Source organism: Agrobacterium tumefaciens (genome assembly GCF_031801495.1).
GTDB lineage: Bacteria > Pseudomonadota > Alphaproteobacteria > Rhizobiales > Rhizobiaceae > Agrobacterium > Agrobacterium tumefaciens_K.
The window spans coordinates 2,510,471-2,536,608 of record NZ_JAOEGC010000002.1 but is presented as its reverse complement, the minus strand read 5'-3'; the positions used below and the strand labels follow the sequence as shown (position 1 = coordinate 2,536,608).

27 protein-coding genes are annotated in these 26,138 nt (G+C 58.2%); 15 read left to right on the top strand and 12 right to left on the bottom strand.

The annotated features are described in order from the left end of the window. Positions 1-3 precede the first annotated feature (3 nt). From N7578_RS21635 to ccmA, 3 genes are read right to left on the bottom strand one after another with little or no spacing between them, the layout of a single operon-like run. Entirely contained in the window at positions 4-765 is a 762-nt protein-coding gene (locus tag N7578_RS21635) for a heme ABC transporter permease (protein ID WP_311112269.1), read from the bottom strand. Positions 766-823: 58 nt separating this feature from the next. Continuing rightward, on the bottom strand, positions 824-1,483 hold the full coding sequence (ccmB, locus tag N7578_RS21630) for a heme exporter protein CcmB (protein ID WP_311112268.1): 660 nt from the start codon (positions 1,481-1,483) through the stop codon (positions 824-826). Beyond that, positions 1,483-2,124, bottom strand: coding sequence for a heme ABC exporter ATP-binding protein CcmA (ccmA, locus tag N7578_RS21625; protein WP_311112267.1), 642 nt, complete (start codon positions 2,122-2,124; stop codon positions 1,483-1,485). Before ccmA ends, ccmB begins: the two co-directional genes overlap by 1 nt. On the opposite strand from ccmA, the gene N7578_RS21620 reads away from it, so the two are divergent. The 4 genes from N7578_RS21620 (at position 2,038) to N7578_RS21605 (ending at position 6,717) form a co-directional block, all read left to right on the top strand. Then, positions 2,038-2,286, top strand: a complete 249-nt coding sequence (locus tag N7578_RS21620) for a hypothetical protein (RefSeq protein ID WP_311112595.1) — start codon at positions 2,038-2,040, stop codon at positions 2,284-2,286. The two genes, ccmA and N7578_RS21620, sit on opposite strands and share 87 nt — an antisense overlap. 109 nt (positions 2,287-2,395) lie before the next feature. Continuing rightward, positions 2,396-5,089 (top strand): aconitate hydratase AcnA, encoded by a 2,694-nt coding sequence (gene acnA, locus N7578_RS21615; RefSeq protein WP_311112266.1) that lies wholly within the window; start codon positions 2,396-2,398, stop codon positions 5,087-5,089. A gap of 199 nt (positions 5,090-5,288) precedes the next feature. Continuing rightward, positions 5,289-6,029, top strand: coding sequence for a thioredoxin family protein (locus tag N7578_RS21610; protein ID WP_311112265.1), 741 nt, complete (start codon positions 5,289-5,291; stop codon positions 6,027-6,029). A gap of 295 nt (positions 6,030-6,324) precedes the next feature. Then, positions 6,325-6,717, top strand: coding sequence for a DUF2794 domain-containing protein (locus N7578_RS21605; RefSeq protein ID WP_311112264.1), 393 nt, complete (start codon positions 6,325-6,327; stop codon positions 6,715-6,717). Between the two features lie 110 nt (positions 6,718-6,827). Here the strand turns inward: N7578_RS21605 and N7578_RS21600 are convergent, their stop codons facing one another. The 3 genes from N7578_RS21600 to N7578_RS21590 all read right to left on the bottom strand — a co-directional run bounded on the left by N7578_RS21600 (position 6,828) and on the right by N7578_RS21590 (position 11,039). Continuing rightward, positions 6,828-7,565, bottom strand: coding sequence for a Bax inhibitor-1/YccA family protein (locus tag N7578_RS21600; RefSeq protein WP_311112263.1), 738 nt, complete (start codon positions 7,563-7,565; stop codon positions 6,828-6,830). 217 nt (positions 7,566-7,782) lie between these two features. After that, positions 7,783-10,332: an ABC transporter permease gene (locus N7578_RS21595; RefSeq protein ID WP_311112262.1), complete on the bottom strand. Its 2,550-nt coding sequence runs from the start codon at positions 10,330-10,332 to the stop codon at positions 7,783-7,785. Beyond that, on the bottom strand, positions 10,329-11,039 hold the full coding sequence (locus N7578_RS21590) for an ABC transporter ATP-binding protein (protein WP_311112261.1): 711 nt from the start codon (positions 11,037-11,039) through the stop codon (positions 10,329-10,331). The genes N7578_RS21595 and N7578_RS21590 overlap by 4 nt, the downstream gene beginning before the upstream one ends. Before the next feature lie 105 nt (positions 11,040-11,144). Here N7578_RS21590 and N7578_RS21585 point away from each other — a divergent pair, with 105 nt between their 5' ends. Both N7578_RS21585 and thpR read left to right on the top strand, forming a co-directional pair. Beyond that, positions 11,145-11,795, top strand: coding sequence for an arylesterase (locus N7578_RS21585; protein WP_311112260.1), 651 nt, complete (start codon positions 11,145-11,147; stop codon positions 11,793-11,795). 68 nt (positions 11,796-11,863) lie between these two features. Then, on the top strand, positions 11,864-12,451 hold the full coding sequence (gene thpR / locus N7578_RS21580; protein WP_311112259.1) for an RNA 2',3'-cyclic phosphodiesterase: 588 nt from the start codon (positions 11,864-11,866) through the stop codon (positions 12,449-12,451). Here thpR and N7578_RS21575 read toward each other — a convergent pair. Then, positions 12,391-12,864, bottom strand: a complete 474-nt coding sequence (locus N7578_RS21575) for a low molecular weight protein-tyrosine-phosphatase (protein WP_311112258.1) — start codon at positions 12,862-12,864, stop codon at positions 12,391-12,393. The two genes, thpR and N7578_RS21575, sit on opposite strands and share 61 nt — an antisense overlap. 80 nt (positions 12,865-12,944) lie before the next feature. Between N7578_RS21575 and N7578_RS21570 the strand changes: the two genes are divergently transcribed. The 7 genes from N7578_RS21570 to N7578_RS21540 all read left to right on the top strand — a co-directional run bounded on the left by N7578_RS21570 (position 12,945) and on the right by N7578_RS21540 (position 18,890). Continuing rightward, a complete protein-coding gene (locus N7578_RS21570) occupies positions 12,945-13,250 on the top strand; it encodes a 4a-hydroxytetrahydrobiopterin dehydratase (protein ID WP_311112257.1) in 306 nt (101 codons plus the stop codon). Positions 13,251-13,302: 52 nt separating this feature from the next. Next, positions 13,303-13,683, top strand: coding sequence for a YkvA family protein (locus N7578_RS21565; protein ID WP_311112256.1), 381 nt, complete (start codon positions 13,303-13,305; stop codon positions 13,681-13,683). 297 nt (positions 13,684-13,980) lie between these two features. After that, positions 13,981-14,484 (top strand): invasion associated locus B family protein, encoded by a 504-nt coding sequence (locus N7578_RS21560; RefSeq protein WP_311112255.1) that lies wholly within the window; start codon positions 13,981-13,983, stop codon positions 14,482-14,484. Positions 14,485-14,688: 204 nt separating this feature from the next. Next, a complete protein-coding gene (rlmN, locus tag N7578_RS21555) occupies positions 14,689-15,927 on the top strand; it encodes a 23S rRNA (adenine(2503)-C(2))-methyltransferase RlmN (RefSeq protein ID WP_311112254.1) in 1,239 nt (412 codons plus the stop codon). A gap of 114 nt (positions 15,928-16,041) precedes the next feature. Beyond that, positions 16,042-16,995 carry an ABC transporter substrate-binding protein gene (locus N7578_RS21550; protein ID WP_311112253.1) on the top strand — a complete coding sequence of 318 codons (954 nt, stop codon included), beginning with the start codon at positions 16,042-16,044 and terminating at the stop codon, positions 16,993-16,995. Positions 16,996-17,217: 222 nt separating this feature from the next. Then, positions 17,218-18,099 (top strand): ABC transporter permease, encoded by an 882-nt coding sequence (locus tag N7578_RS21545; protein WP_311112252.1) that lies wholly within the window; start codon positions 17,218-17,220, stop codon positions 18,097-18,099. Then, entirely contained in the window at positions 18,096-18,890 is a 795-nt protein-coding gene (locus N7578_RS21540) for an ABC transporter ATP-binding protein (protein WP_311112251.1), read from the top strand. Before N7578_RS21545 ends, N7578_RS21540 begins: the two co-directional genes overlap by 4 nt. 29 nt (positions 18,891-18,919) lie before the next feature. On the opposite strand, the gene N7578_RS21535 is transcribed toward N7578_RS21540, so the two are convergent. Together N7578_RS21535 and N7578_RS21530 are read right to left on the bottom strand one after the other, a co-directional pair. After that, positions 18,920-19,567, bottom strand: coding sequence for a LysE family translocator (locus N7578_RS21535; protein ID WP_311112250.1), 648 nt, complete (start codon positions 19,565-19,567; stop codon positions 18,920-18,922). 115 nt (positions 19,568-19,682) lie between these two features. Continuing rightward, positions 19,683-20,537 carry an SDR family NAD(P)-dependent oxidoreductase gene (locus N7578_RS21530; RefSeq protein WP_311112249.1) on the bottom strand — a complete coding sequence of 285 codons (855 nt, stop codon included), beginning with the start codon at positions 20,535-20,537 and terminating at the stop codon, positions 19,683-19,685. A gap of 336 nt (positions 20,538-20,873) precedes the next feature. Here N7578_RS21530 and N7578_RS21525 point away from each other — a divergent pair, with 336 nt between their 5' ends. Then, positions 20,874-22,097: an argininosuccinate synthase gene (locus tag N7578_RS21525; RefSeq protein ID WP_311112582.1), complete on the top strand. Its 1,224-nt coding sequence runs from the start codon at positions 20,874-20,876 to the stop codon at positions 22,095-22,097. Between the two features lie 57 nt (positions 22,098-22,154). Here N7578_RS21525 and N7578_RS21520 read toward each other — a convergent pair whose 3' ends face one another. The 3 genes from N7578_RS21520 to N7578_RS21510 are packed head-to-tail and all read right to left on the bottom strand — an operon-like array spanning position 22,155 to position 24,014. Further along, positions 22,155-23,333 (bottom strand): multidrug effflux MFS transporter, encoded by a 1,179-nt coding sequence (locus tag N7578_RS21520; RefSeq protein ID WP_311112248.1) that lies wholly within the window; start codon positions 23,331-23,333, stop codon positions 22,155-22,157. A gap of 23 nt (positions 23,334-23,356) precedes the next feature. Then, the gene (locus N7578_RS21515; RefSeq protein ID WP_311112247.1) at positions 23,357-23,818 is read right to left on the bottom strand and encodes a MarR family winged helix-turn-helix transcriptional regulator; all 462 of its coding nucleotides are present in this window, start codon (positions 23,816-23,818) and stop codon (positions 23,357-23,359) included. Beyond that, positions 23,742-24,014, bottom strand: a complete 273-nt coding sequence (locus N7578_RS21510; RefSeq protein ID WP_311112246.1) for a hypothetical protein — start codon at positions 24,012-24,014, stop codon at positions 23,742-23,744. Before N7578_RS21510 ends, N7578_RS21515 begins: the two co-directional genes overlap by 77 nt. On the opposite strand from N7578_RS21510, the gene N7578_RS21505 reads away from it, so the two are divergent. Beyond that, on the top strand, positions 24,008-26,068 hold the full coding sequence (locus tag N7578_RS21505) for a M3 family metallopeptidase (protein ID WP_311112245.1): 2,061 nt from the start codon (positions 24,008-24,010) through the stop codon (positions 26,066-26,068). The two genes, N7578_RS21510 and N7578_RS21505, sit on opposite strands and share 7 nt — an antisense overlap. Positions 26,069-26,138: the final 70 nt, after the last annotated feature.

The following is a 26,138-nucleotide window of genomic DNA, read 5'->3' as shown; positions in this document are numbered from 1 at the left end:
GCGTCACCCCTCCCTGTTGACCAAGCGTGCCGCAAGCCGCCTCTGGGCCGCTACACGACGCCGCCAGATTTCATTGCGCATGGCGGTAATGTGCAGTGTGAAGAACAGCAGCGTGAAGCCTGCGGCCATGGTCAGCAGCGGCCAGAGGAACGTCGGGTCAATTGCCGAGCCGCCCATGCGGACGACGCTGGCGGGCTGGTGCAGGGTATTCCACCATTCTACGGAGAACTTGATGATGGGGATATTCACAAAGCCGACCAGGATGAGGACTGCGCTGAGGCGTGCCGCCCTGGAGGGGTCGTCCATTGCACGGTTGAGCGCGATCAGCCCGAGATACATGAGAAACAGGACGAAAACCGAGGTCAGCCTGGCATCCCAGACCCACCACGTTCCCCACATGGGTTTACCCCAGAGCGAGCCTGTGATGAGGGCGATCAAGGTGAAGGCAGCACCAATGGGGGCCGCCGCCTTGTGACTGACATCGGCAAGCGGATGGCGCCAGACCAGTGTACCGATCGCCGACAGCGCCATGACCGTATAACACATCATCGACAGCCATGCCGCTGGCACATGCACATACATGATCCGAACTGTGTAGCCCTGCTGATAGTCGCCTTGCGTGGTGAAAGCCATGTAGAGGCCAGCGATGAGACAGAGTGCCGACAAGCCAGCCAGCCAGGGCAGGATGCGGGACGCTAACGCCAGAAACCTCGTTGGGTTGGCAAGGTCGCTGAATTTGGTGATGGCGAAAGTCTGCTGGTTCATGATTTTCTGTAACCTGAGAAGGCTTGTGCCGCAATTGATCCCTGTCAATGGCGCTGGTTCAATCAATAGCATTACGCAGCGCCAAAGCGGCAAAGAAAGGACCTATGACGGCTGAAAATAACGTGATTGCGCAGAGAATGAGAAACGGCGGCATAAATGGAGCGGGATCCTGAACGGCAGCATATGAGGCGCTGACCCCGAAAATCAGTACCGGGATCGCCAGCGGCAGCACCAGGATCGAGACGAGCAAACCGCCGCGGGGCAGGGCGACGGCGACCGCAGCTCCCACTGCCCCGATGAAGGTGAGCGCTGGCGAGCCAACGAGCAAGGTCAGCATGACCGCCCCTATGGCAACCTCGCTCATGTTCATGAAAAGGCCCAGCAATGGCGAGGCTATGACCAGCGGCAGGCTGGTTGCCGTCCAGTGCGCAAGGCATTTCACGAACACCGTCAGCACAAGCGGGTTTTCATGCATCAGGATGAGGTCGAGCGAACCATCGTCCCGCTCGGCCTGGAACAGCCGGTCGAGGCCAAGAAGGGCGGCGAGCAGCGCTCCGATCCAGACGATGGCCGGTCCGATACGCGACAGAAGATTGAGGTCTGGTCCCACCCCGAAGGGAATGACGGCAACCACGGTCATGAAGAACAACACGCCTATCAGCGCGCCGCCGCCCGCGCGGATTGAAAGTTTCAGGTCGCGGAAGAACAGGGCTGCCATCACCAGGTGGCCTCCATGCTTGAGAAACCCGTCATCGTCAATTGCTGCGCATTTTCCAGGCCAAGCGGTTGATGAGTCGCTGCAACCACAATGCCGCCCTTGCCGAGATGTTGTTTCACCAGTTCCGTGAACATGCGGTCAGCACCAGCATCGAGCGCTGCCGTCGGCTCATCCAGTATCCAGATGGGGCGTGAGGCAACGAGCAGCTTGGCCATGGCGAAACGGCGCTGCTGGCCAGCCGAGAGATAACCGAACGGCAGATGGGTGATGCCCGAGAGGCCAACTGCGTCAGCCGCCTCCTCAATGTCGAGCGAGCTGCCACCACTGAAGTCGCCTAGAAAGTCCTTCCAGAACCGCAGATTTTCCGAGACGGTCAATTCCTGTTTCATGGCGTTGCGGTGGCCAAGATAGTGGCTGGCTTCGCTGGCGCGGGCATCTGCGTCGATACCTTCGCCGGCTATCTTAACCGTGCCCGATTCGGGCCGCAAAAGACCTGCCAGAACGCGCAGCAGGGTGGATTTTCCGGAGCCATTCGGCCCTGTCAGAAGAAGTGCTTGGCCGGACTCCAACTTGAGGGAAATATTCATAAATATGAAATCTTCGCCGCGCCGGGCGCAGAGGTTTTCCGCCGTCAGCAGCATGGTCCGGCCTTGTTCAAGATTTTAGTCATCCAATATAAAAAAATCGATTTTGAGCTTCTCCCGGTCTGGCACGTTTCAGAGAAATTATCTATATGGATGTCAACCACGCCAGCGGTCGGCGTGATCATCACAAGCGCCGGACCTGAATGTTACGATATGTGACTTTCACGTGCGGACAGCGGAAATGGCCGTACCCGCATCCTGATGTGCACGATGGTGTACAGGTGTCCGCACGCGCGTGTTGGCTATCAGAGAAAGCGGGGTTTTATCCGTGGCCAAATCTGTTGACAGTTTCCAATGTCGTTCCGTACTTACCGTGGACGGTAAGGATTATGTTTACTTCAGCCTTCCAAAAGCAGAGGCGAACGGTTTGAAGGGCGTTTCCAAACTGCCCTATTCCATGAAGGTTCTGCTTGAGAACCTGTTGCGCTTTGAAGACGGCCAGTCCGTTACCAAAGAACATATCCTTGCCGTCGCCGAATGGCTTGACAACAAGGGTCTGACTGAAAACGAAATCGCCTACCGGCCCGCACGTGTTCTGATGCAGGACTTTACCGGCGTTCCCGCCGTTGTAGACCTTGCGGCAATGCGTGACGGCATCAAGGCGCTGGGTGGCGATCCTGAGAAGATCAACCCTCTCGTTCCCGTCGATCTCGTGATCGACCACTCCGTCATCGTTGACGAATTCGGCACGCCGCAGGCCTTCGCCCGCAACGTGGAGCTGGAGTATCAGCGTAACGGTGAGCGTTACCGCTTTCTGAAATGGGGTCAGCAGGCCTTCAAGAACTTCCGTGTTGTTCCACCCGGTACCGGAATCTGTCATCAGGTGAACTTCGAATACCTAGGCCAGACCGTCTGGACGAAGGAAGAGGATGGCGAGACATTCGCTTATCCGGATACGTGTGTCGGCACCGACAGCCACACGACCATGATCAACGGTCTTGGTGTTCTGGGCTGGGGTGTTGGTGGCATCGAAGCCGAAGCGGCCATGCTTGGTCAGCCGGTGTCGATGCTTCTGCCTGAAGTTATCGGCTTCAAGCTGACCGGCAAGCTGAAGGAAGGCGTGACTGCGACAGACCTCGTGCTGACGGTCGTACAGATGCTGCGCAAGAAGGGCGTAGTTTCCAAGTTCGTCGAGTTCTTCGGCCCTGGCATGGACAACATGCCGGTAGCAGACCGTGCCACCATCGGCAACATGGGTCCGGAATACGGCGCGACCTGCGGCTTCTTCCCAGTCGATTCCGAAACCGTCAACTACCTCAACATGTCCGGCCGCACCAGGGAACGTATCGCTCTGGTCGAAGCCTATTCCAAGGCTCAGGGGATGTGGCGCGACAATGACGGTTCCGATCTCGTGTTTACCGACACGCTGGAACTCGACCTTGGTGACGTGGTGCCGTCCATGGCCGGTCCGAAGCGTCCGGAAGGCCGTCTGCCGCTAGAAACCATTGCGCCGAACTTCGCGACGGCTCTTGAAAACGACTACAAGAAGCCCGGCCAGCTTGATGCGCGTTACGCTGTCGAAGGCGAGGATTTTGACCTTGGCCACGGTGATGTCGCCATTGCGGCGATCACCTCCTGCACCAACACCTCGAACCCCTCGGTTCTGATTGCTGCGGGCCTTCTAGCGCGCAATGCGGTTGCCAAGGGTCTGACGTCCAAACCGTGGGTGAAGACTTCGCTGGCACCGGGATCGCAGGTCGTTGCCGAATATCTCGCCAAGTCCGGTCTACAGGCCGATCTGGATGCACTGGGTTTCAACCTCGTCGGTTTCGGCTGCACCACCTGCATCGGCAACTCGGGTCCGCTGCCGCCACCGATCTCCAAGACCATCAACGACAAGGGCCTGATCGCGGCCGGGGTACTTTCTGGCAACCGCAACTTTGAAGGCCGTATCTCGCCGGACGTTCAGGCGAACTATCTGGCGTCTCCGCCGCTGGTCGTCGCTTACGCGCTTGCCGGTACCGTCCAGAAGGACTTGACCAGCGAGCCGCTCGGCGAGGACAGGGACGGCAACCCCGTCTACCTCAAGGACATCTGGCCGACCTCGACGGAAGTGCAGTCGTTCATCCAGAAATACGTCACACGCGAACTGTTCGAAACGAAATATGCGGATGTGTTCAAGGGAGACGAGAACTGGCAGGCGGTTCAGGTTCCGGCGGGCCAGACCTACGCCTGGGATGACCAGTCCACCTATGTTCAGAACCCGCCGTACTTTGTCGGCATGGGCAAGACCGGTTCCGGCCTGAAGAACATCAAGGGTGCTCGCGTGCTTGGCCTGTTCGGCGACAAGATCACCACCGACCATATTTCTCCGGCTGGCTCGATCAAGGCGGCCTCTCCGGCAGGCGCTTACCTAACGGAACACGGTGTTGGTGTTGCCGACTTCAACCAGTACGGCACGCGTCGCGGCAACCATGAAGTGATGATGCGCGGCACCTTCGCCAACATCCGCATCCGCAACCACATGCTCGGCCCGAACGGCAAGGAGGGTGGTTACACCATCCACTATCCGTCCAAGGAAGAGATGTCGATTTACGACGCTGCCATGAAGTACAAGGAAGAAGGCGTTCCGCTCGTCATCTTCGCTGGTGTTGAATACGGCAACGGTTCCTCCCGCGACTGGGCGGCCAAGGGTACCAACCTGCTTGGTGTAAAGGCTGTCATTGCCCAGTCCTTCGAGCGTATCCACCGCTCGAATCTTGTCGGCATGGGTGTTGTTCCCTTCGTCTTCGAGGAAGGTACGACCTGGGCCAACCTCAACCTCAAGGGTGACGAGACCGTCGAGATCGATGGTTTGGAAGGCGAGATCAAGCCGCGTGAAAAGAAGATCGCCAAGATCACTTACAGCGACGGCACCGTGAAGGAGGTTCCGCTTCTTTGCCGTATCGATACGCTCGATGAAGTGATCTACATGAATAACGGTGGCATCCTGCAGACCGTTCTTCGTGATCTGGCTGCCTGACCTGTTTCAGAGGCCATGAAAGCGCCGGGAGCAATCCCGGCGTTTTTCCATGTTGCAGGTGTTTTCGTTTTGTGAAGAGCGCTCACCCCTTCGTGACTTTCTATTGAAGGTCGTTCGACGCTATTTTCCGACTTGCATCCCGATAGAGTTTGATCGCATCAATTCGTCTGGATATCCGTCCGGATAAAGGTTTTCTGCAATGCCGCTGAAATTTCGCATTTCCTTATGTCTTCTCGGGACGCTTCTGGTTTCTTCCGCGCATGCGCAGGAAGCCGTAAAGGGCGTGGTCGAGTTGTTCACGTCGCAAGGCTGCGCTTCCTGCCCGCCTGCCGACGAGGCATTGCGAAAGATGATTCGCAAAGGCGATGTGGTCGGCCTGTCTTACCATGTCGATTACTGGAACTATCTCGGCTGGACGGATTCCTTGGCCTCGAAGGAAAATACCGAGCGGCAGTATGGTTACATGCGCGCGCTTGGGCGCAATGGCGTCTACACGCCGCAGGCGATCCTTAACGGCCGTGATCATGTCAAGGGCGCGGACGTTGCCGCCATCTACGGCAAGCTTGATGCATTCAAGCGATCGGGAGAGGGGCTAAGCGTTCCTGTCAGCTCGAAATTCGTGGGCGATGAGGTCGAGATCGGTATCGGTGCCGGCAGCGGCAAAGCCGATGTTGTCGTGGCCTATTTCTCACGCGAGCAGACTGTCGACGTGCAGAAGGGCGAAAACCAGGGGAAGAAAATGTCCTACTGGCACAGCGTTTATGATGTGCAGACGGTGGGGATGTGGGACGGGTCGCCGATGACAGTCAAACTTCCGGCCAGCGTCGTGGCGAAGGTCAAGAAGGGCGGTTGTGCCGTTCTTCTGCAGACAGCGAACGCCAGCGGTGATCCGGCGGCGATCATCGGAGCAAGCATGCTTATGGGAAACGAAACACCATAATCGCCTTTGGCGATTGGAGATCCGGTCCGGGCATTGGGGGCTGGGGGTAAAGGGTCAATGCACCGGACCGGGTCATCTTGGTGCCTAGGCATCAATTGACAATAGAACTATTCCACTCAATTCGGGCCATGGTTTGACCGAAATACGGCGGCGCATACCAAATTGCCTGCCCAAATGGTTACCGTCAGCTATCGATTTTCGCCCCGGACAATCTGCTTGATCGGCTCAGGCTTGCAATTTCACGCCAGCGGCTTCACATTGCAGTCATAAAGATAGGTGGAATCGGAGGCACTGTATGACCGATCAACCGGATGTGCAGCAGGGACATGCCAGCGCACGGGATAATTCCACAGTCGTCGATCTTCGTGAATACAAGAGCAACAGGGATCCCTTGCCGGTAACATTCCATCGGCGGGAGCTGGACGCAATTCTGCGCATCTACGGGCGTATGGTGGGTGAAGGCGAGTGGCGCGATTACGCTATCGATCACCTTAAGGAGAAAGCGGTGTTCTCCGTTTTCAAAAGATCCGGCGAGATGCCGCTCTATCGGATCGAGAAAAACCCCAAGCTTGCCGTCAAGCAGGGTGCCTACAGCGTGCTGAACACGGATGGCCGCATTCTAAAGCGTGGTCACGAGCTGCCGCAGGTTCTGAAGGTGTTCGACAAGGTGCTGAAGCTCATCGAATGATGTGTTGCGATTTCCCGTAAAGTGAGATCACGTTTCAGAAAGCTTTCATTCCATTAAAAAAGGCGGCCAAATGGCCGCCTTTCGCGTTCTGGGATTCAGACCTGATTGTCTTACTCGTCGCGGTTTCCGAGGAACTGCAGGAGGAAGGTGAACAGGTTGATGAAGTCGAGATAGAGCGTCAGTGCACCCATGATGGCTTTGCGACCGGCAACGGCAACGTCGTCACCATCGAAGTACATTTCCTTGATCTTCTGCGTATCGTAGGCGGTGAGGCCAGCGAAGATCAGCACGCCGATTGCGGAAATCGCGAACTGCAGGGCAGAAGAAGCCAGGAAGATGTTGACGATCGAAGCGATGATCAGGCCGAACAGACCCATGATCAGGAACGAGCCGAGACCGGACAGATCCTTCTTCGTGGTGTAGCCGTAGAGCGAAAGCGCACCGAACGAAGCAGCCGTTACGAAGAACGTCTGAACGATGCTCTGGCCGGTGAAGACCAGGAAGATCGACGACAGCGATACGCCCATCAGCGCCGCATAAACCCAGAAGGTTGTCTGGGCAGCAGACACGCTCATGTTCTGGATGCGGAAGCTAAGGAAGAATACCAGTCCGAGCGGCGCGAGCATGATGACCCAGCGCAGCGGAGATGCGTAGAGAAGCTGGGCGAAAGCCGGGTTCGAGGCAGCCAGGGTATAGGTGCCGAACGCCGCGAGACCGGTGATGACCAGAGCCAGCGCCATAAGGTTGTAAACCTTAAGCATATAGGTGCGCAGACCCTCATCGATCATTGCACCAGTCTGTGCACGGGTCTGCGCCATGCGGTTCTGGTAATTGTTGAAGTCAGCCATTGTTTCCTCTTTTGAGCTCCGTGATTGCTACGGTGTCGGGATCGCTCCCTGGCGCCGCTGCGGAGCCACAGCAAGCCTACCTCAGAATATGATGGCAGAACGTGTTTGATACAAGACCTTTCGCAGTCTAAAAGACACCATAGACGCGAAAATCGCTCACGTTTTGGCGATTATTACAAAGAATTAATCGCTAAAGTTAAGTGCCGGAAATCCGCAATCATTCTCCGGCCTGCCGCAGCACGGGAGCCGCCTTCTGGCCGAGGATGCGCCATGTTCCCGCAAGCCCGATGCCAACCGTCATGACAAGTGCGACCAGCAATGTGCCGACTGCCACATCCGGCAGGAAACTGGAGGGCAGCTTCATGATGCGGGCTATGACAAACCATGCCGAGACGCCACCCGCAAGGAGCGCGAAGACTGCGGTTGCCAGCCCGAGGATCATGTATTCATAGGAAAAGGCGCGGATGAGCATGGCGCGGGTGCCGCCCAGCGTTTTCAGAATAACCGCATCATGGGTACGGGCGCGGTTTCCCGCAGCCAGAGCCCCTGCAAGTACAAGGACAGAGGCGACGAGTGCAACGGCTGCCGCCGCGCGGATCGCCGTAGCGAGCTGACCGACGAGCTTGTCGACGACATCAAGTGCATCTTTCACGCGCACGCTGGTGATCGTCGGATAGGTATTCGTGACGGCGCGCAATATCTGGCCTTCGCGTTCCGCTGTGGCGGAAGGATCGGAAAGCGTCGCCAGCCAGGCATGCGGTGCCCCCCGGAAGGTATTGGGAGAGAACACCATGACGAAGTTGATCGACAGCGATTCCCACTCGACATTGCGCAGGTTGGCGATCTTTGCCGTGATGCTGCGGCCAAGAACATTGACGGTGACACTGTCGCCGATCTTGAGGCCGAGCTCTCCAGCTTCTTCGGCTGCGAAGGAGACAAGCGGTTCGCCGCTGTAGTCGTTGTCCCACCATGTGCCTTCTATCAGCTCGGCGTTTTCGGGGAGATCCTGCGAGTAGGTGATGCCGCGGTCGCCACGCAAAACCCAGCGACCAGAAGGTGGGACTTCCATCTTGGTAACATCCTGCCCGTTCAAAGCAAGGATGCGGCCGCGCAGCATCGGAACCTCGGTGAGTTCACCTTCCGGCGCCTCACGTTTGAGAAGATCGCGGAAACCCTGCAGCTCCGTACCCTGAATGTCCACGAAGAAGAAGTTCGGCGCCCGTTCGGGCAGGCTGCCGGTCAGTTCGCGGCGCAGGTTGCCGTCGATCAAGGTGAGTGTGACCAACAGCGTCAGGCCAAGGCCGAGCGATAGAACAACGGATGGCGTCAATGCACCAGGGCGGTGAATGTTGCCGATCGCAAGACGCAACGCCGCCGAATGAACCCGTGGGCTGCGTTTGGCGATGGCCTTGACGCCGGCTGCCACCAGTCTCAGGACGACGAAGGCAAAGGCGACCGCAGCAAGAAACACCGAAGCGATGAAGCGGTCTTCGGCCGAAAAGATGGCGAGCGCTGCGAGTGCGGCAAGGAGGATGGCGGTTGCCGCCAGATAGGGCCATGAGGGCCAGCGGCTTTCGTCGAAGCTCTGCTCGCGAAATAGTGCGGTTGCGGGAACTTCTCGCGCATGGCCGAGCGGCAGGATCGCAAAAGCCAAGGTCGTCAGCATCCCAAACAGGGCGGCAAGGCCGAGGGCTTTCGGATAAAACGCCAGTCCGTCCGGCACGGGCAGAACGCCCTCCATAAAACGCATCGCAATCAACGGAGCGATTGCGCCGGATGCGAGGCCAACGAGAATGCCGACCGTCGCGATGAACGTGATCTGGAAGAGGTAGGTCATCGTGACCACGGAAGCCGGCGCGCCCAGGCATTTCAGCGATGCGATGGTGGTGCGTTTGGAATCGAGAAATGCCCGCACCGCATTGGCCACGCCGACACCGCCGACGATCAGGGCTGTCAGGCCGACCAGTGTCAGAAACTGCGAGAAGCGGTTGACGTTTTCCGTCAGCGCTGGCGCTGCGCGATCACTTGTGCGGATCGACCAGCCAGCGTCGGGAAACGCCTTGTTGGTATCCGCGGTTATGGTCGCACGGCTGGAGGGATCGTTCAGTTTGATCTTGTAGGCATGTTCGACAAGACTTCCCGTCTGGATAAGACCGGATGCAAACAAAGCATCGCGGCTCAGCATCAGGCGCGGCGCAAAACCGAACCCGTCGGAAAGCACATCCGGCTCAACGACGACCGTGCCCTTTACCACCAGTTTGACGCTGCCCAGCAGGACTTCATCCCCAACCTTGATGTCGAGCCGTTCAAGCAACAGCGGTTCAACAACAGCGCCATAGGTGTCGCCGGTTCTTTCCAGGAGTTCCGGAAGCGGGCGGGCAGGATCTGCTACAAAGGAGCCGTAAAGGGGGTAGGCGCCATCAATGGCCTTCACTTCGGTCAGGGTCTGCCCGGAACCATCCGCCAGACGCGCCATCGAGCGCAGGCCGGTGGAGACGGCCACCTGACCGAGGCTGTCCAGATAGGCTCGTTCTTCACCCGTGGCTTCCCGGTTGCGCAGCTCGAAGCGTGCATCACCCGCGAGAATGGATTGCCCCTGTGTGGCGATTGCGTCCGTGACCGCGCGCGAAACGGAGTTCACGGCGGCGATTGCTCCGGTGCCGAGCGCTATGCAGGCGAGGAAAATGTAGAAACCACGCAAACCGCCACGGATTTCGCGCCGGGCCAGCCGCACTGCGTTCCTGATGTGCGCCAGCGAAGGCATCATGCCAAAACCTTCTCAGCCGTTCTGGCCCGGGCGCTGTCGCCCTCGATCTGGCCGGAGCGTACCTTGATCTGGCGTGAGCATCTGGCGGCAAGAGACGGGTCGTGGGTGACGAGGATCATCGTCATGCCGCGTTCGGCCTGCTTGGAAAACAGCAGATCGGCGATTTGCTTGCCTGTGTCGGTGTCTAGATTACCGGTCGGTTCATCGGCGATCAGAACGGCGGGAGAGGGAGCCAGCGCACGGGCGATGGCCACACGTTGCTGCTCGCCGCCGGAAAGCTGGCCCGGATAGTGGTTGAGGCGTTCGCCGAGGCCGACGGCGACCAGTTCGCGCCTGGCGATATCGAAGGGATTTGGCACGTTCGCCAGTTCCAGCGGCACGGCCACATTTTCCAAGGCGGTCATATTGGCGATAAGGTGGAAGGACTGGAACACGATGCCGATATTCTTGCCGCGAAAATCTGCCAGCGCATCCTCGCTCAACTTGTGAAGCTGCGTATCCGCGATGATGATTTCGCCGCTATCCAGCCTCTCCAGGCCAGCCAGCACCATCAGAAGCGTCGATTTTCCGGAGCCCGAAGGACCGACGATGCCGACCGCTTCACTTTCCCCTATTTCGAGGTCGATGCTCTTCAGAACGTGAACGGAGGCGGCGGCGTTGCCCAGTGTGAGGTCAGCTTTCTTGAGCTCTATGATGCTTTTCGTCACAATTCACGTTCCTATATAGGATGATAAGGCGGTCTGGCAGTATGGATCCAGTCGGGCGGACCCGGACATAGTCTTGAGTATTCGAACCAAGTTAGGAAAGCCGGAATGAGATTTAAAGCTGCCCTGTTTCACTTCATTGTCATTTGCGCCGCAACATTGACCGGCATTTCCGCGAAGGCACAGGACCGCACCTTGCAGCTGGTTGGCTTCGGCGACAGCCTGATGGCTGGTTACCAACTTCCGCCGACTGAAAGTTATACGGCTCAGCTCGAAGCGGCATTGAAGGCGAAGGGCATCAATGTCGCCATCACCAATGCCGGGGTTTCGGGAGATACGACATCCGGTGGTCTGGCGCGGGCGGACTGGTCCGTCCCGGACGGCACGGATGGCGTCATTCTGGAACTTGGCGCCAACGACGCCCTTCGTGGCATTCCGCCTGCGGAAAGCGAAAAGAACCTCGATGCCATGCTTTCTGGTTTCAAGGCGCGAAACATACCCGTTCTTCTCGTCGGCATCATGGCACCTCCGAACATGGGTGAGGACTACGCCAAAAGCTTCAATCCGATTTTCCCGCGTCTGGCGGAAAAACACAATGTGCCGCTCTATCCGTTTTTCCTCGACGGCGTTGTGCTGGATGACGCCCTGAAACTGGACGACAAGATGCACCCGAATGCGAAGGGCCTGGCGGTCATGGTGGAGAAATCTTTGCCGGCTGTCGAAAGCTTCATCACGACAATCGGTGCGCAAAAAAAATAAGCACTTGCGCCGATGTGCATTGCATGATTCGCTGTGCTTGTTCTGCCAAGAGATTCGGGGAGCTCGCCATGCCGAGACTGTTTACCGCCCTCGAAATTCCGCGCAATGTGGCCATGAGCCTTTCATTGTTGCGCGGTGGTCTGCCGGGAGCCCGGTGGATCGATGTGGAGAATTATCACATAACCCTGCGTTTCATCGGTGACATTGACGGGCGCACCGCCGATGAGGTCGTCGATCGGCTTGACCGCATCGACAGACCGGAGTTTCAGATCAACCTGACCGGAATGGGTTCGTTCGGCTCGAAGAAGCCACACTCCATCTGGGCGGGCGTCTCTCCTTCGCCGGAAATGAACGCGCTTCAGGCAGAGATCGAGCGGATCTGCCAGAGGATCGGCCTCCCACCCGATCCGCGCAAGTTCATGCCACATGTAACGCTTGCAAGGCTGCGCAACTCCCGGCTCGATGATGTGGTGCATTATCTGTCAGGGCGCGGCAACTTCCGCACCTCTTCCTTCGGTATCGGCCGCTTCGTGCTGATGTCGTCCAAGGAATCGGTCGGTGGTGGACCCTACATCGCGGAAGAAGCGTTTCCGCTTCACGAGGCACGGTCCAGCTTCGCCAGCAGTGAACTGCATCCTGCGAAGAGCATGTTGTAGACGTTCAGAAAGCCGTCCTCGCCACCATAATAGGGGTCGGGGACGCCTTCACGGCGGCCGGATGCGTAATCGAGGAACAGGTGAACCTTGTGCCTGTGTTCCTTAGGGCACGCCTGAAGCAGTTTTGCGAGATTGTCCTCGTCCATGGCAAGGACAAGATCGACTTTCTCGAAGTCCGGTTGCCTGACCTGTCGGGCGCATTGCCCGGAAATGTCGATGCCATGCTGCCGCGCGATTGCGATGGAGCGTGGGTCTGGCGGATTTCCTGCGTGCCAGCCGCCGGTTCCGGCGGAATCGACGGACAGCAGGTCTGTCATGCCTTGCGTCGCTGCGATATGCGCCAGAATCCCTTCGGCCAACGGAGAGCGGCAGATGTTTCCCATGCAGACAAAAAGAACGGATGTGTGTTTCATGGGCAGCATGACCGATCTGATAAAAGAAGCGTCTCGTCGTGCCGTTCAGGCGCGTGACGCCGACAACGGAGGTAACGCCAATGAAATATCCCAGACTGGAACCGGATGCCATAAAAACAGGGCTTTCGAGGCTTGAAGGCTGGACGTTACGGGAAGATGGGGCTGCAATCGTCAGGGCTTTCAAGTTTTCTAATTTTGCGGAAGCCTTTGGTTTCATGGCCGAATGCGCGCTCGTTGCCGAAAAGCTCAATCATCATCCGGAGTGGTCCAACGTCTATTCGCGGGTGAAGGTCTGCCTGACCACGCACGACTCGCAGGGGGTGACGGAGCGTGATTTCCTGCTGGCGGAGGCGATGCAGAAAGCGGCTGCCGGGCGCGGCAATTGAACCCGGCGGTCTTTCCCCCCATATATTGCCCATGACCGGAGGACCGTCGATCATGGATGATGTGAAAATCGGTGAAATTCTCCTGCCCGGCGAACCCGACAGGCAGGAGGAACGTGAGCGCGTGATCCGCGCCAAGTTCTGGCCGAAACTGAAGCGGGTGATGACCAGGGTGCCGTTCGCTCGCGATGCGGCGGCTGCCTATTATTGTGCGGTCGATCGCGAAACGCCGCTCAAGGCCAAGGGTATCATTCTGGCTGCCCTCGCCTACTTCGTCATGCCGATGGATGCGGTTCCGGATGTTCTTGCGGTCATTGGTTTCACGGATGACATCGCGGTCGTCACGGCTGCCCTTGCCATGATCAGGGCTCACATCAAGATGCAGCATTACGATGCGGCGGACGCCATGTTGAAACGGCAGCAGGAGGCAGAGTAACGCCTCTGTGATGTGACTGTTCGGCACTGCCCGGGAAGTGACAAATTCTTGCCTGATTTTGTGTGTCATACACTCACCCGGAAGGTCGTGCCACGCCCTTCTGCTCAGGGTGCCGGGAGTCGCCGATCTGTTACACCGCAAGACGTTTTCGGCATTTTATGCGTGTTGTTGACGGTTTGGTAACCGCTTCCTGACCACAATGAGAAAAGACGATCCGCACCCGAAAGTGGCCGTTCTGAAAACGGAGCCCGTAGCCGCTTCGGGCCAATGGAAGATAATAACCCGGCAGGAAATTCTATGTTTGTAAGAAGTGTAGCAACCGCAGTAGCCATTTTGCTGACCAGCGTTGGCCTGGCATCTGCACAGTCGCCCACGCGCATCCAGCAGTTCAACGCATGGGGCGCCTATTCGTACAAATCGGGCAACAGCACCGTCTGCTACGTTCTGTCGATCCCGACCGCGAAAGAACCGGCAAGCGTCGATCACGGCGATATCTTCTTTATCGTTTCGCAGCGTCCGGGCCAGAACATTTCCTACGAGCCGCAGGCAATGGTGGGTTATTCGCTGAGGCAGGGCTCTAAGGTCAACGTCACCATCGACAACAAGAATTTCGTCATGTTCACCAAGGACAAAGCTGCCTGGGTTGAGAACGCTGCCGAAGAGCCGGCGCTTGTCGCCGCGATGAAGGGCGGGAAGACCATGACCGTCAAGGCGACGTCTGGCCGTGGCACTGCCACCTCCTATTCCTATTCGCTATCGGGCATTTCCGCTGCCCTGAAGCAGATCGAAAGCTGCAAGTAAGCTTTTCGGGATTCGTTAATATGTGAATGGCCGGTCCCTGACCGGCCATTTGCGTTTAAGCCGTTTTGATGCTAAACGCCCCCGCAACAAAGACAGGCGGTGCGCGAAAAGCGTTTCGCCTTCGATTTTTTCTCGACATGCAGACGATTTTCCGCCTTTCAGGGAAGGCCGGTCCCGCGATGCATTGGATGATGGGATAGTGTGATGTCCGTAATGGAAGCCACTGCCGGTCTGGCAGTCAAAACGCCACTGGTCGCCAACAGCGATCTTCTTTCCGGCAAACCGTCGCTGATCGGCATGACGCGTGAGGAAATGGCGGATGCGCTGATGGAAATCGGCGTGCCGCAGAAGCAGACGAAAATGCGCGTCAGCCAGTTGTGGAACTGGCTCTATGTACGTGGTGTTTCCGACTTCGACAACATGACCAATGTTGCCAAGGAGCTTCGCGAGAAGCTGAAGGCTGCCTTCACCATCGCGCGCCCGGAAGTCGTCGAGGAGCAGATCTCCAATGACGGCACGCGCAAATGGCTGCTGCGCTTCCCGCCGCGCGGAGCAGGCCACCCGGTTGAAGTGGAAACCGTCTACATTCCGGAAGAGGGTCGCGGCACGCTGTGCATCTCCAGCCAGGTGGGCTGCTCGCTGACCTGTTCGTTCTGTCATACCGGCACGCAGCGTCTGGTTCGCAACCTGACGGCGGAAGAAATTCTGGCGCAGCTTCTGCTCGCGCGCGACCGTCTTGGCGATTTTCCGGATGGCTCTACGCCGGTTGGCGCCTATGTGCCGAGCGAAGGCCGCAAGGTTTCCAACATCGTGATGATGGGTATGGGCGAACCCCTCTACAACTTCGACAATGTGAAGACGGCGCTGCTTATCGCGACCGACGGAGACGGTCTGTCGCTCTCCAAGCGGCGTGTAACGCTTTCGACCTCCGGTGTCGTGCCGGAAATTTTCCGGACGGGTGACGAAATCGGCGTCATGCTGGCGATTTCGCTGCATGCCGTCAAAGACGAATTGCGCGACATGCTGGTGCCGATCAACAAGAAGTACCCGCTGAAGGAACTGATCGAGGCTTGCCGCAAGTATCCGGGTCTTTCCAATGCGCGTCGCATCACCTTCGAATATGTGATGCTGAAGGACGTGAACGACAGTCTGGAAGACGCCAAGATGCTGGTTCAGCTGCTGAAGGGCGTGCCTGCCAAGATCAATCTCATTCCATTCAACCCCTGGCCGGGCACGAACTACCAGTGTTCCGACTGGGCGCAGATCGAGAAATTTGCCGATTTCATCAACCAGGCCGGTTATGCTTCGCCGATCCGCACGCCGCGCGGCCGCGATATTCTGGCCGCGTGCGGACAGTTGAAGTCGGAATCCGAGCGCATGCGCAAAACCGAGCGTCTGGCCTTCGAAGCCATGATGATCGCCAACCATGGCGCCGATGATTGATCTTCTGCGGATAGAGAAGAAGAATTGATTGTTGCGATAAGGCTTGCGTGATTGATTTCGACTTAACGCTTTCTTAAAGAAGGCGGGAAAAGCGAAAACAATCGGAGGACACCCATGCGCGCACTCATTCTGGCTCTCGCCGCGGCGACAGCCCTTGCCATGCCAGCCAAGGCAGAAGACGTTACCGTTGCCGTGACGGCTATTGTCGAGCATCCTGCACTTGATGCCGCTCGCGATGGCGTCAAGGCTGCTCTTGCCGAGGCTGGTTACAAGGAAGGCGAAAACCTGAAATTCGTCTACCAGTCCGCTCAGGGCAACCCTGGCACAGCCGCGCAGATCGCCCGCCAGTTCGTTGGCGATGCGCCGAGCGTGATCGTGCCGATCTCTACCCCATCCGCACAGGCTGTTGCCGCCGCGACGCGTGACATTCCCGTCGTCTTCACTGCCGTTTCCGATCCTGTCGGCGCGCAGCTGGTGAAGTCCATGGACAAGCCCGGTCGCAATGTGACCGGCCTTTCCGATGCGCTGCCTGTGCACGAGCATCTGGCACTCATCAAGGAAATTACGCCGGATGCCAAGACCGTCGGCTACATCTACAACTCCGCCGAAGCGAATTCCGTTTCGACGCTTGAGCTTCTGAAGTCCGAGGCTGAGAAGGCTGGCCTCAAGGTTATCGAGTCCGTTGCCACGAAGTCTGCCGAAGTTCAGGGTGCGACCCGTGCCCTGGTTGGCAAGGCGGACGTTATCTACGTTCCGACCGACAACACCATCGTTTCGGCTTTCGAAGCCGCAGCGGGCGTTGCGGCTGAAGCGAAGATCCCGCTCTACGCTGCCGATACGGATTCAGTTGCGCGTGGTGCCGTTGCGGCTCTCGGTTTCAACTATTTCGACGTTGGCAAACAGACCGGTGCCGTTGTTGTTCGCATCCTGAAGGGCGAAAAGCCTGGCGATATTCCAGCCACCGTTGCTGTTGGAACGGATCTCGTTCTGAACAAGACGGCTGCTGCAAAGGCTGGCGTTACGTTCTCCGAGAGCGTGACGAAGCGGGCGACGAAGATCATCGAGTAAAAAAAGTCCGTCATTCCCGTCTTGAGCCGGAATCCTGCAACGCCGCGTCTGCGGCGCAAAGACCCATATGTGATCAAAGACCTGATCGCACTGGATCCCGGATCAGGTCCCGGATGACGGATAAGAAATTCTAGTCAATCTGAGCGCCGCATGCCTGCGGCGCTCTTGCCATCCAAGCCGACACGGTATGGTGTGGGGCGGGTAAACCAAGGACTTTCTGTTGTGAGCCAAATCGCCTTCTGGGGTGCCGTCGAACTGGGGCTGGTTTTCGCCTTCGTGGCGATCGGTGTCTATCTCGCGTTCCGCGTGCTCGATTTTCCGGACCTGACCGTGGACGGGTCGTTTCCGCTCGGCGCTGCCGTCGCAGCTGTGCTGATCATTGCGGGTCTTAACCCGTGGCTCGCGACCGGCGTTGCAATGGTGGCGGGTGCCGCGGCGGGCATGGTAACGGCCCTGTTGAATGTCCGCTTCAAGATCCTCAACCTCTTGGCGTCCATTCTCACGATGATCGCGTTGTTTTCCGTGAACCTGCGTGTCATGGGCAAGCCGAACGTCGCGCTGCTCAATCAGGAAACGGTCATCGAGCCTTTTTATGGGCTCGGCATTTCCGAATATCTGGTGCGACCGCTGTTCGTCGGCGCGCTGGTTGTGGTTGCGGTCATTCTCGTCTGGCGTTTTCTGGAAAGCGATGCGGGTCTTGCCATGCGCGCCACCGGCGCCAACGCCCGCATGTCGCGTGCACAGGGCATCAAGACCGGCAACCAGATCTATCTCGGCATGGCGCTTTCCAACGCGCTGGTGGCACTGGGTGGCGCACTGTTTGCCCAGACCAACGGTTTTGCGGATGTCACCTCCGGTGTCGGAACCATCGTTGTTGGCCTTGCTGCCGTCATCATCGGTGAAACGCTGTTCGGCTCGCGCGGCATTCTGATTGCGCTGATCGGCTGTGTATTTGGCTCGATCGCCTATCGTCTGGCCATCCAGCTGGCGTTGTCTAGCGATGCGTTGGGCCTTAAAGCCTCGGACCTCAATTTCGTTACAGCCGTGCTGGTCGCCGTTGCGCTGATCCTGCCGCGCCTGCGTCGCGGGGGAGCCGCATCATGATTTCGCTGTCCGATATTCAGGTCGTGTTCGGCAAGGGCACGCCGCTTCAGAAGCAGGCGCTGGCGAAGATCGATCTCACCATCGAGGATGGTTCCTTCGTGACGGTGATCGGTTCGAACGGTGCCGGCAAATCCACGTTGCTGGGTGTGCTGGCGGGTGACGTCCTGCCAACCGCCGGCAAGGTGACGATTGGCGGCACGGATGTAACGCGCAAGCCAACCGCAAATCGTGCCGGACAGGTTGCGCGTGTGTTCCAGGATCCGCTGGCGGGCAGCTGCGGCGCGCTGACAATCGAGGAGAACCTCGCGCTTGCGGCGGCTCGCGGCAAGATCCGCGGCCTCATGCCCGCCCTTGGCGGCGGACGGCGGGAGTTCTTCAAGGAGCGTATTGCCTCGCTGGGGCTCGGTCTTGAGAACCGCTTGAAGGACCGTATGGATCTGCTGTCCGGAGGGCAGCGTCAGGCGGTTTCGCTGGTCATGGCAACGCTTGCAAACTCGGATGTTCTGCTTCTCGACGAACATACGGCTGCGCTCGATCCCGGCATGGCCGAGTTCGTCATGGAGCTGACTGCCAAGGTGGTGGAAGAGCGCAAGCTGACGACGCTGATGGTGACGCACTCCATGCGGCAGGCGCTGGACTACGGTGATCGCACGATCATGCTGCATGCGGGCGAAATCGTGCTCGACGTTTCCGGCGAGAGCCGCAAGGGTCTGCAGATGGAGGACCTGATCGAGATGTTCCGCAGGATACGCGGCCAGAAGCTTGACGATGACGAGCTGCTGATCGGATAAACAAAGGCGCCGAGAGGCGCCTTTTTCTTTTACCGTGCCTGCGTCATGAAGATCTTCACGGCGAACAGCGAGAATACACCGGCAATCGTATAGTCGAGGCCACGCAGGACCTTGCGGTTGCGTTGCAGCCAGCCGGAGAGCGAGTCCGCGGCGACCACGATCCCGATGCCGATCGGCAGGGCAACGATGATCGACCAGATGCCAAGGAAGATCAGCTTGCCGGTGACGTGCGGATCGGAGGCGCTGACGAATTGCGGCAGAAAGGTCATGAAGAAGATGATGACCTTGGGGTTCAGAAGATTGACCCAGATGCCGTTCAGAAGAGCCGATTTAAGCGAGGCCTGGGGCTTGTCGCCCGTGGTCTTCACCATGACGAAATCGGATCCCTTGCGGATCGCCTGAATGGCCAGCCAGACGAGATAGGCTGCACCGCCCGTTTTGAGGACCATGAAGGCGGCAGGCGAGGCAACAATCAGAGCAGCAACGCCGAATGCGACCAGCATCGTATGGACCGTGATGCCGATATTGGTGCCGACGAGTGTCATGAAACCCGCCGTGCGGCCTTCGCGCAGGGAACGGCTGATCCAGAGCGTCATATCCGGGCCGGGCGTTACGGCCAGCAGCAGGATCGCGAGGGTGAATGCGGCAAGTGTCGGCAGGCTTGGAATGAAATCCATCACGGCACCAAGTAAAACTGGAGATGCCGTTTGATTAACGCGAATTTCGGTTTCTGCCAATGCCCATGAATGTCCGGGTGACCGCGCCCTTTTCTAGGCGCGGTAGGTTGGTCGATCAGTTTTTCAGAAAGCTTGTGAAGGCCGCGGAATATTCCGTATGCCAACGTGACAGCGGCGGGCGGTTCTGCACGATGTCGTAAGCCGCCCAGAGAATGCGCTTCTCGTCCGTCGGGCGGTCCACTTCGCCATCGGGGCACAGGATGTAAAAATCCCCCTTGCCTACACTGTCGACCATGAAGTCGACCGTCTGCTCGGCCGTCCACGCTCCAGCCGGTTTTTCCGTTCTTCCGTTGGCCGTAAGGCCGGTGAACACGAACCCCGGAATGAGCAGATGGGCCGAAACGCCGCCATCGGGGATGTTGCGCAACTCGTGCTGCAGGGCTTCGGTGAAAGCCTTCACGCCGGCCTTCGACACATTGTAGGCAGGATCTCCGGGTGGGGTGGTGATGCCCTGTTTGGATCCGGTGTTAATAATGAGCGCCTGATCTCCATGCGCGACCATGCCTGGTCCGAAAACCCGGCTGCCATTGACGACGCCCATGAGATTGACGTTGATGACCTTTTCCCAGTTCGCCTGCGGGCCGAAGATCGCGCTTCCAGGCTGGATGCCGGCATTGTTCATCAGGACATGTACGCGTCCGAAACGCTGGATGACGGCGCGTTCAAGGGATTCCAGCTCATCCAGTTTTGATACGTCGGTCGGTATGGCGACGATCTGGGCTTCGCCATCTCTCGCCAGCTTGAGAATATCGGCGTGCGCTTCGGCGAGTTTGTCGCCATCGAGATCGGCGAGTACGACACTCATGCCGAAGCTGGCGAACCTGCGCGCCGCAGCAAGACCGATACCGGATGCCGCTCCGGTAATGACGGCAACGTTGTCTTCCTTGAATGCTGGGTGGATGATCGTCATAGGTTTCTCCTTCCCGTCGGTTTCCGCTCTCTCCAGCGGCTTGCAACGATTCTTGAGCCCTGATTGGCCTCATTCACGCTTTCATCTGTTCGCGCGTTTTGATGTTAAGGCGCGAGGGACGTAATGCATGTGATAATTCCTTCGTTCCAGCCCCGTCACAGGTTCGGAGTGCCGCAGGCGTACTGTTGCTGGCGATTTGGTCCTCCAATTCTTTGTTTTGCCGCATGTCTTTTTGGTAAAAGCGCTTCACACCTTGGGGGTTGCACTGTAAAAGTGCCGAAATCCCAAGGAAATGGCGGCATGCCTTGTGTCGCCATCATGCAGATGGACATCACTATGGCACTCCCGAAAGACGTAAAGAAAGTCGTTCTTGCCTATTCCGGCGGTCTCGACACCTCGATCATCCTGAAATGGCTTCAGACGGAACTGAACGCGGAAGTCGTCACCTTCACCGCCGACCTCGGTCAGGGTGAAGAACTTGAGCCTGCCCGCAAGAAAGCCGAGATGCTGGGCATCAAGGAAATCTTCATCGAGGATGTCCGTGAAGAGTTCGTGCGCGATTTCGTCTTTCCGATGTTCCGCGCCAATGCCGTTTACGAGGGTGTGTATCTGCTGGGCACGTCGATTGCCCGTCCGCTGATCTCCAAGCACCTGATCGACATCGCCAAGAAAACCGGTGCCGACGCCATCGCGCACGGTGCGACCGGCAAGGGTAACGACCAGGTTCGCTTCGAGCTTTCTGCTTACGCGCTCAACCCTGATATCAAGATCATTGCGCCGTGGCGCGACTGGTCGTTCAAGAGCCGTACGGATCTGCTGAACTTCGCCGAACAGCACCAGATTCCGGTTGCCAAGGACAAGAAGGGTGAGGCTCCCTTCTCGGTTGACGCCAACCTGCTGCATTCCTCTTCCGAGGGCAAGGTTCTGGAAGACCCGGCAGTGGAAGCACCGGAATATGTGCATATGCGCACCATTTCTCCGGAAGCCGCGCCTGACAAGGCGACCGTCATCAAGGTCGGTTTCCGCAAGGGCGACGCCTGCTCCATCAATGGTGTCGAGATGTCGCCTGCGACCCTGCTTGCCACGCTCAACAACTACGGTCGTGAAAACGGCATCGGCCGTCTCGATCTTGTCGAGAACCGTTTCGTCGGCATGAAGTCGCGCGGCGTTTATGAGACGCCCGGCGGCACGATCCTGCTTGCCGCACACCGCGCCATCGAATCCATCACGCTCGACCGCGGTGCCGCGCACCTCAAGGACGAGCTGATGCCGCGTTATGCCGAACTGATCTACTACGGTTTCTGGTTCTCGCCGGAACGCGAAATGCTGCAGGCGCTGATCGACAAGAGCCAGGAGCATGTCGAAGGCGAAGTCACGCTCAAGCTCTACAAGGGCAACGTGATGGTAACCGGCCGCGAAAGCGCGAAGTCGCTTTATTCCGACGCGTTGGTGACGTTCGAGGACGACCATGGCGCCTACGACCAGAAGGATGCAGCTGGCTTCATCAAGCTCAATGCACTGCGTCTGCGCACTCTTGCAAAGCGTAACCTCGTCGGCTGATCGGACGGCGTTTTTCGGTATCGACAGAACCCGCGGCCTCTCCGGTCCGCGGGTTTTTCATGCGCTTTTTTTCGCGATGATCCGAAAGCCGATGTAGCTGGCAACGGCAGTGAATTCCATCAGTGGTATGATGATGCCGAACGCCGTCAGGGGTGAGGCAACAATGGAGGCGGCAGCCCCTCCCACGAAGCCCGATCCAATCTGTATGAAACCCATCAGTGCGGACGCTGATCCTGCAATATGCGGAAAGGGCGCCAGGGTTGCCGTTACCATCGAGGGCGTCAGAAGAGCGATGCCAACGGTCGCAATGGCGACCGGCCCCATGATGGAGATGAAGGAGGGCGGCAGGAGAAACACCGAGAGCATGATGAGAAGTCCGCCCGTGCCTGAAAAACAGAGGCCGAGGACCGTTGAGCGGCGATCTCCGAGTTTCGGTGCGATGTAACGCAGGGCGATCGAGCCGAAGAAGTACGCACCGGATTGCATGAGCATTCCAACGCCAAAGGCTGTTGGCGAAAGGCCGACTTCCTTGATGAGAATGAAGGCCAGCATGGTCGCCTGCGCATAGAGAGCGCCAATCGAGCCGCCGAGCACAAGTGCGCCCAGCAGGAACCGTGGTTGCCCCAGCAGTTCCCGATAAGCGGACAGAAGACGTCCCGGCCGTATACGTGTCCTGTCCGGAACCGTTGTTTCCCGCAGGTAGAAAACAACGGACAGGATAGCGATGACGCCAAGTCCGGCCAGCAGATAGAAAATCGATTGCCAGCCGAACGCCGCGAGCGAGAGGCCGCCGATCGTCGGTCCCATGGCAGGGCCTATGGCGAGCATGATGCCTATGAGGTTCATGATGCTGGAGGCTTCCGCACCGGTAAACTGGTCGCGAACGAAGGCGCGGGCAACCGTCATGCCGACCGAGGCGCCGATACCCTGGACGAGGCGCGCCAGCAGGAGCAGTTCGATTGTCGGTGCGAGGATGGCGAGTACGCTGCCAAGCATGAAGATCGACAGAAAAACCAGACTTGCCGTTCGGCGTCCGAACGCGTCCGACGTCGGGCCCGCAAGCAATTGCGCGAGCGCAAAACCCGCGAAGTAAAGCGAGAGGCTCATCTTCACGGCGGAGTCCGTCGTCGCGAAGGCGTGCACCAGCTCCGGCATTGCGGGCGTGTAGATTGCCATCGAAATTGGGCCGAGGGCCGTCAGCAACGCTCCCAGCAGTGCAGTACGCCGTCTGGACATGATGGTTTTTGAAGGCATCGCTTTTATTGGCCGCTCTGGACTGATTGTTCAGGCTGGAGATTTTTATGCAATGCCTGCAAAAAACCGCGGAACGCCGCGATGTCCGCATCGTCTAGACCTTGTGTGGCCTGGAGTACCAGCTGGTCGATTTCCTGGCGCACGGCTTTCAGCATGCTATCCGCATCTTCCGTCAAAAGGATCCGTTTGGAGCGCCTGTCGTGCGGATCCTGTTGGCGTTCGATCAGGTCGAGCGACTGAAGCTTATCCAGATATGCGCAGATGGTCATGGGCTCGATGCCCATTCGGGCCGCGATCTCCGATTGCTTGCTGCCGTCGATGGCGGCAACGGTGAGCAAGGCTCTTGCCTCGCCCGGCGTCAGCCCAAGCCCGGCCTCGGAAATCCGGCGTTCAAAAGCGTTGTTCAACAGGCGTGCGCTGCTGTTGAGTAAAAAAGCCAATGAATCTTTTTCGAGTTTTGTGCCCATGGCCCGCCTTTTCGTAAGTCAGCCTTACTAAAATCCGGGCGATAATCAATGGTGAGCGATGGATATTGTCGCAAATAAAAGTATTTCCCGAACCAGCGGTGCTGTCGTCCACATCATATCCCGGATATTGAATTGATGGGTGAGGCATGCCCATATGGTGCGAAGCAGCAATCGCATGAGGAATATGAAATGGCATCTGCAGCCGCTCCCCATCCCGCCCTCGTCAACTGGAACGGTCTGAACGGCCTCCCGCGGTTCGACGCCGTCAGGGATGAGGATTTTGCCGGAGCGTTTGACGCGGCACTTCTGGCGCATGATGAGGAAATCGACGCGATTGCCGATAATCCCGAACAGCCGACATTCGCGAATACCATCATTGCGCTGGAAATTGCCGGAGACGATCTCTCGCGGGTTTCCGCGCTGTTCTGGAACAAAGCGGGTGCGCATACCAATCCGGTCATTCAGGGACTGGAGAGGGAGATCGCGCCGAAAATGTCGCGGCATTACTCGAAGATCGGCATGAACGATGCGTTGTTCAAACGCATTGACGCGCTTTGGGAAAAACGCGACGCGCTTGGGCTGACGGGCGAGGAAAAACGTGTTCTGGAGCGCCACTGGAAAGGCTTTGTCCGGGCCGGTGCCAAGCTGCCAAAGGCGCAGCAGGAACGGCTTGCGGCGATCAACGAGGAGCTTGCCGGTCTTGGCGCGAAATTCGGGCAGAACGTGCTTGCGGATGAAAAGAGCTGGAAGCTTCTGCTTTCCAGTGAAGAAGAACTGGCGGGTGTTCCCGGTTTCCTGCGCGATGCCATGGCTGGCGCGGCGCGCGAGCATGGCGAAGACGGCAAGTTCGCCGTGACGCTGTCGCGCTCCATCATCGAGCCTTTCCTGACCTTCTCCGAGCGTCGCGATCTGCGCGAACAGGCGTTCAAGGCTTGGGTGGCACGTGGTGAAAACGGCGGGGAGACGGACAACCGTGAAACGGTGAGGCGCACGCTGGAGCTGCGTGAAGAAAAGGCCAAGCTGCTCGGCTACAGGAATTTCGCGGCCTACAAGCTGGACGACACGATGGCGAAAACACCCGATGCCGTGAACGGACTTCTCGGCCGGGTGTGGGAAAAGGCCGTTGCACGCGCCGGTCAGGAAGAAGCCGAGCTTGGCGAATTGATCGCCGACGAGGGCAGGAACCACGATGTCATGCCGTGGGACTGGCGCCACTACGCCGAAAAACTGCGCGCCAGGAAGTTCAACTTCTCCGAGGCCGAGTTGAAGCCCTATCTGCAGCTGGAAAAGATCATTGCCGCCTGCTTCGATGTTGCGAACCGTCTTTTCGGCATTCAGGCTGTCGAGGTTCAGGGCGTTGCAGCCTACCATCCCGATGTGCGCACGTTCGAAATTCGCGACGACAAGGGTGTGTTGAAGGCGATGTTCCTTGGCGATTATTTTGCCCGGCCGTCCAAGCGTTCCGGCGCCTGGATGAGTTCTTTCCAGTCACAGCACAAGCTGCCGCTGAAGAATGGTACGGTCGGCGAGCTGCCGATCATCTACAATGTTTGCAATTTTGCGAAGCCAGCCGAAGGAAAACCGGCGCTGCTTTCGCTGGACGATGCGCGTACGCTGTTTCACGAATTTGGCCACGCGCTGCACGGCATGTTGTCGGATGTAACCTACCCGTCGGTTTCGGGCACGGGTGTGTCCCGTGATTTCGTGGAGCTGCCCTCGCAGCTTTATGAGCACTGGCTGACCGTTCCGGAAATTCTGGAGACATATGCCCTGCATTATGAAACGGGCGAGGCGATGCCAAAGGCGTTGCTGGACAAGGTGCTGGCGGCGCAGACGTTCAATGCCGGTTTCAATACGTTGGAATTTACCTCGTCGGCAATCGTCGATATGTCGTTTCATACCCGCGAGGCGGTCAGCGATCCGATGGCGGTGCAGGGTGAGGTTCTGAGCGCCCTGAACATGCCGAAATCGATTGTGATGCGGCATGCGACACCGCATTTCCAGCATGTGTTTTCAGGAGACGGTTATTCCGCCGGCTATTACTCCTACATGTGGTCTGAGGTGCTGGATGCGGATGCATTTGCCGCTTTCGAGGAAACCGGTAATGCCTTCGACGCCGAAACCGCGCGCAAGCTGAAGGACAACATCTATTCCGTGGGTGGCTCCATCGATCCTGAAAGCGCCTATCTGGCTTTCCGCGGCAAGATGCCAAGCCCTGATGCAATGCTTGCCAAGCGCGGACTTGCATAAAGGCCGTCACATTTCTGAGCTAGAACCTAGGCGCAGGGGGCTTATGACAAAGCCCCCCCTTTCGCATTTA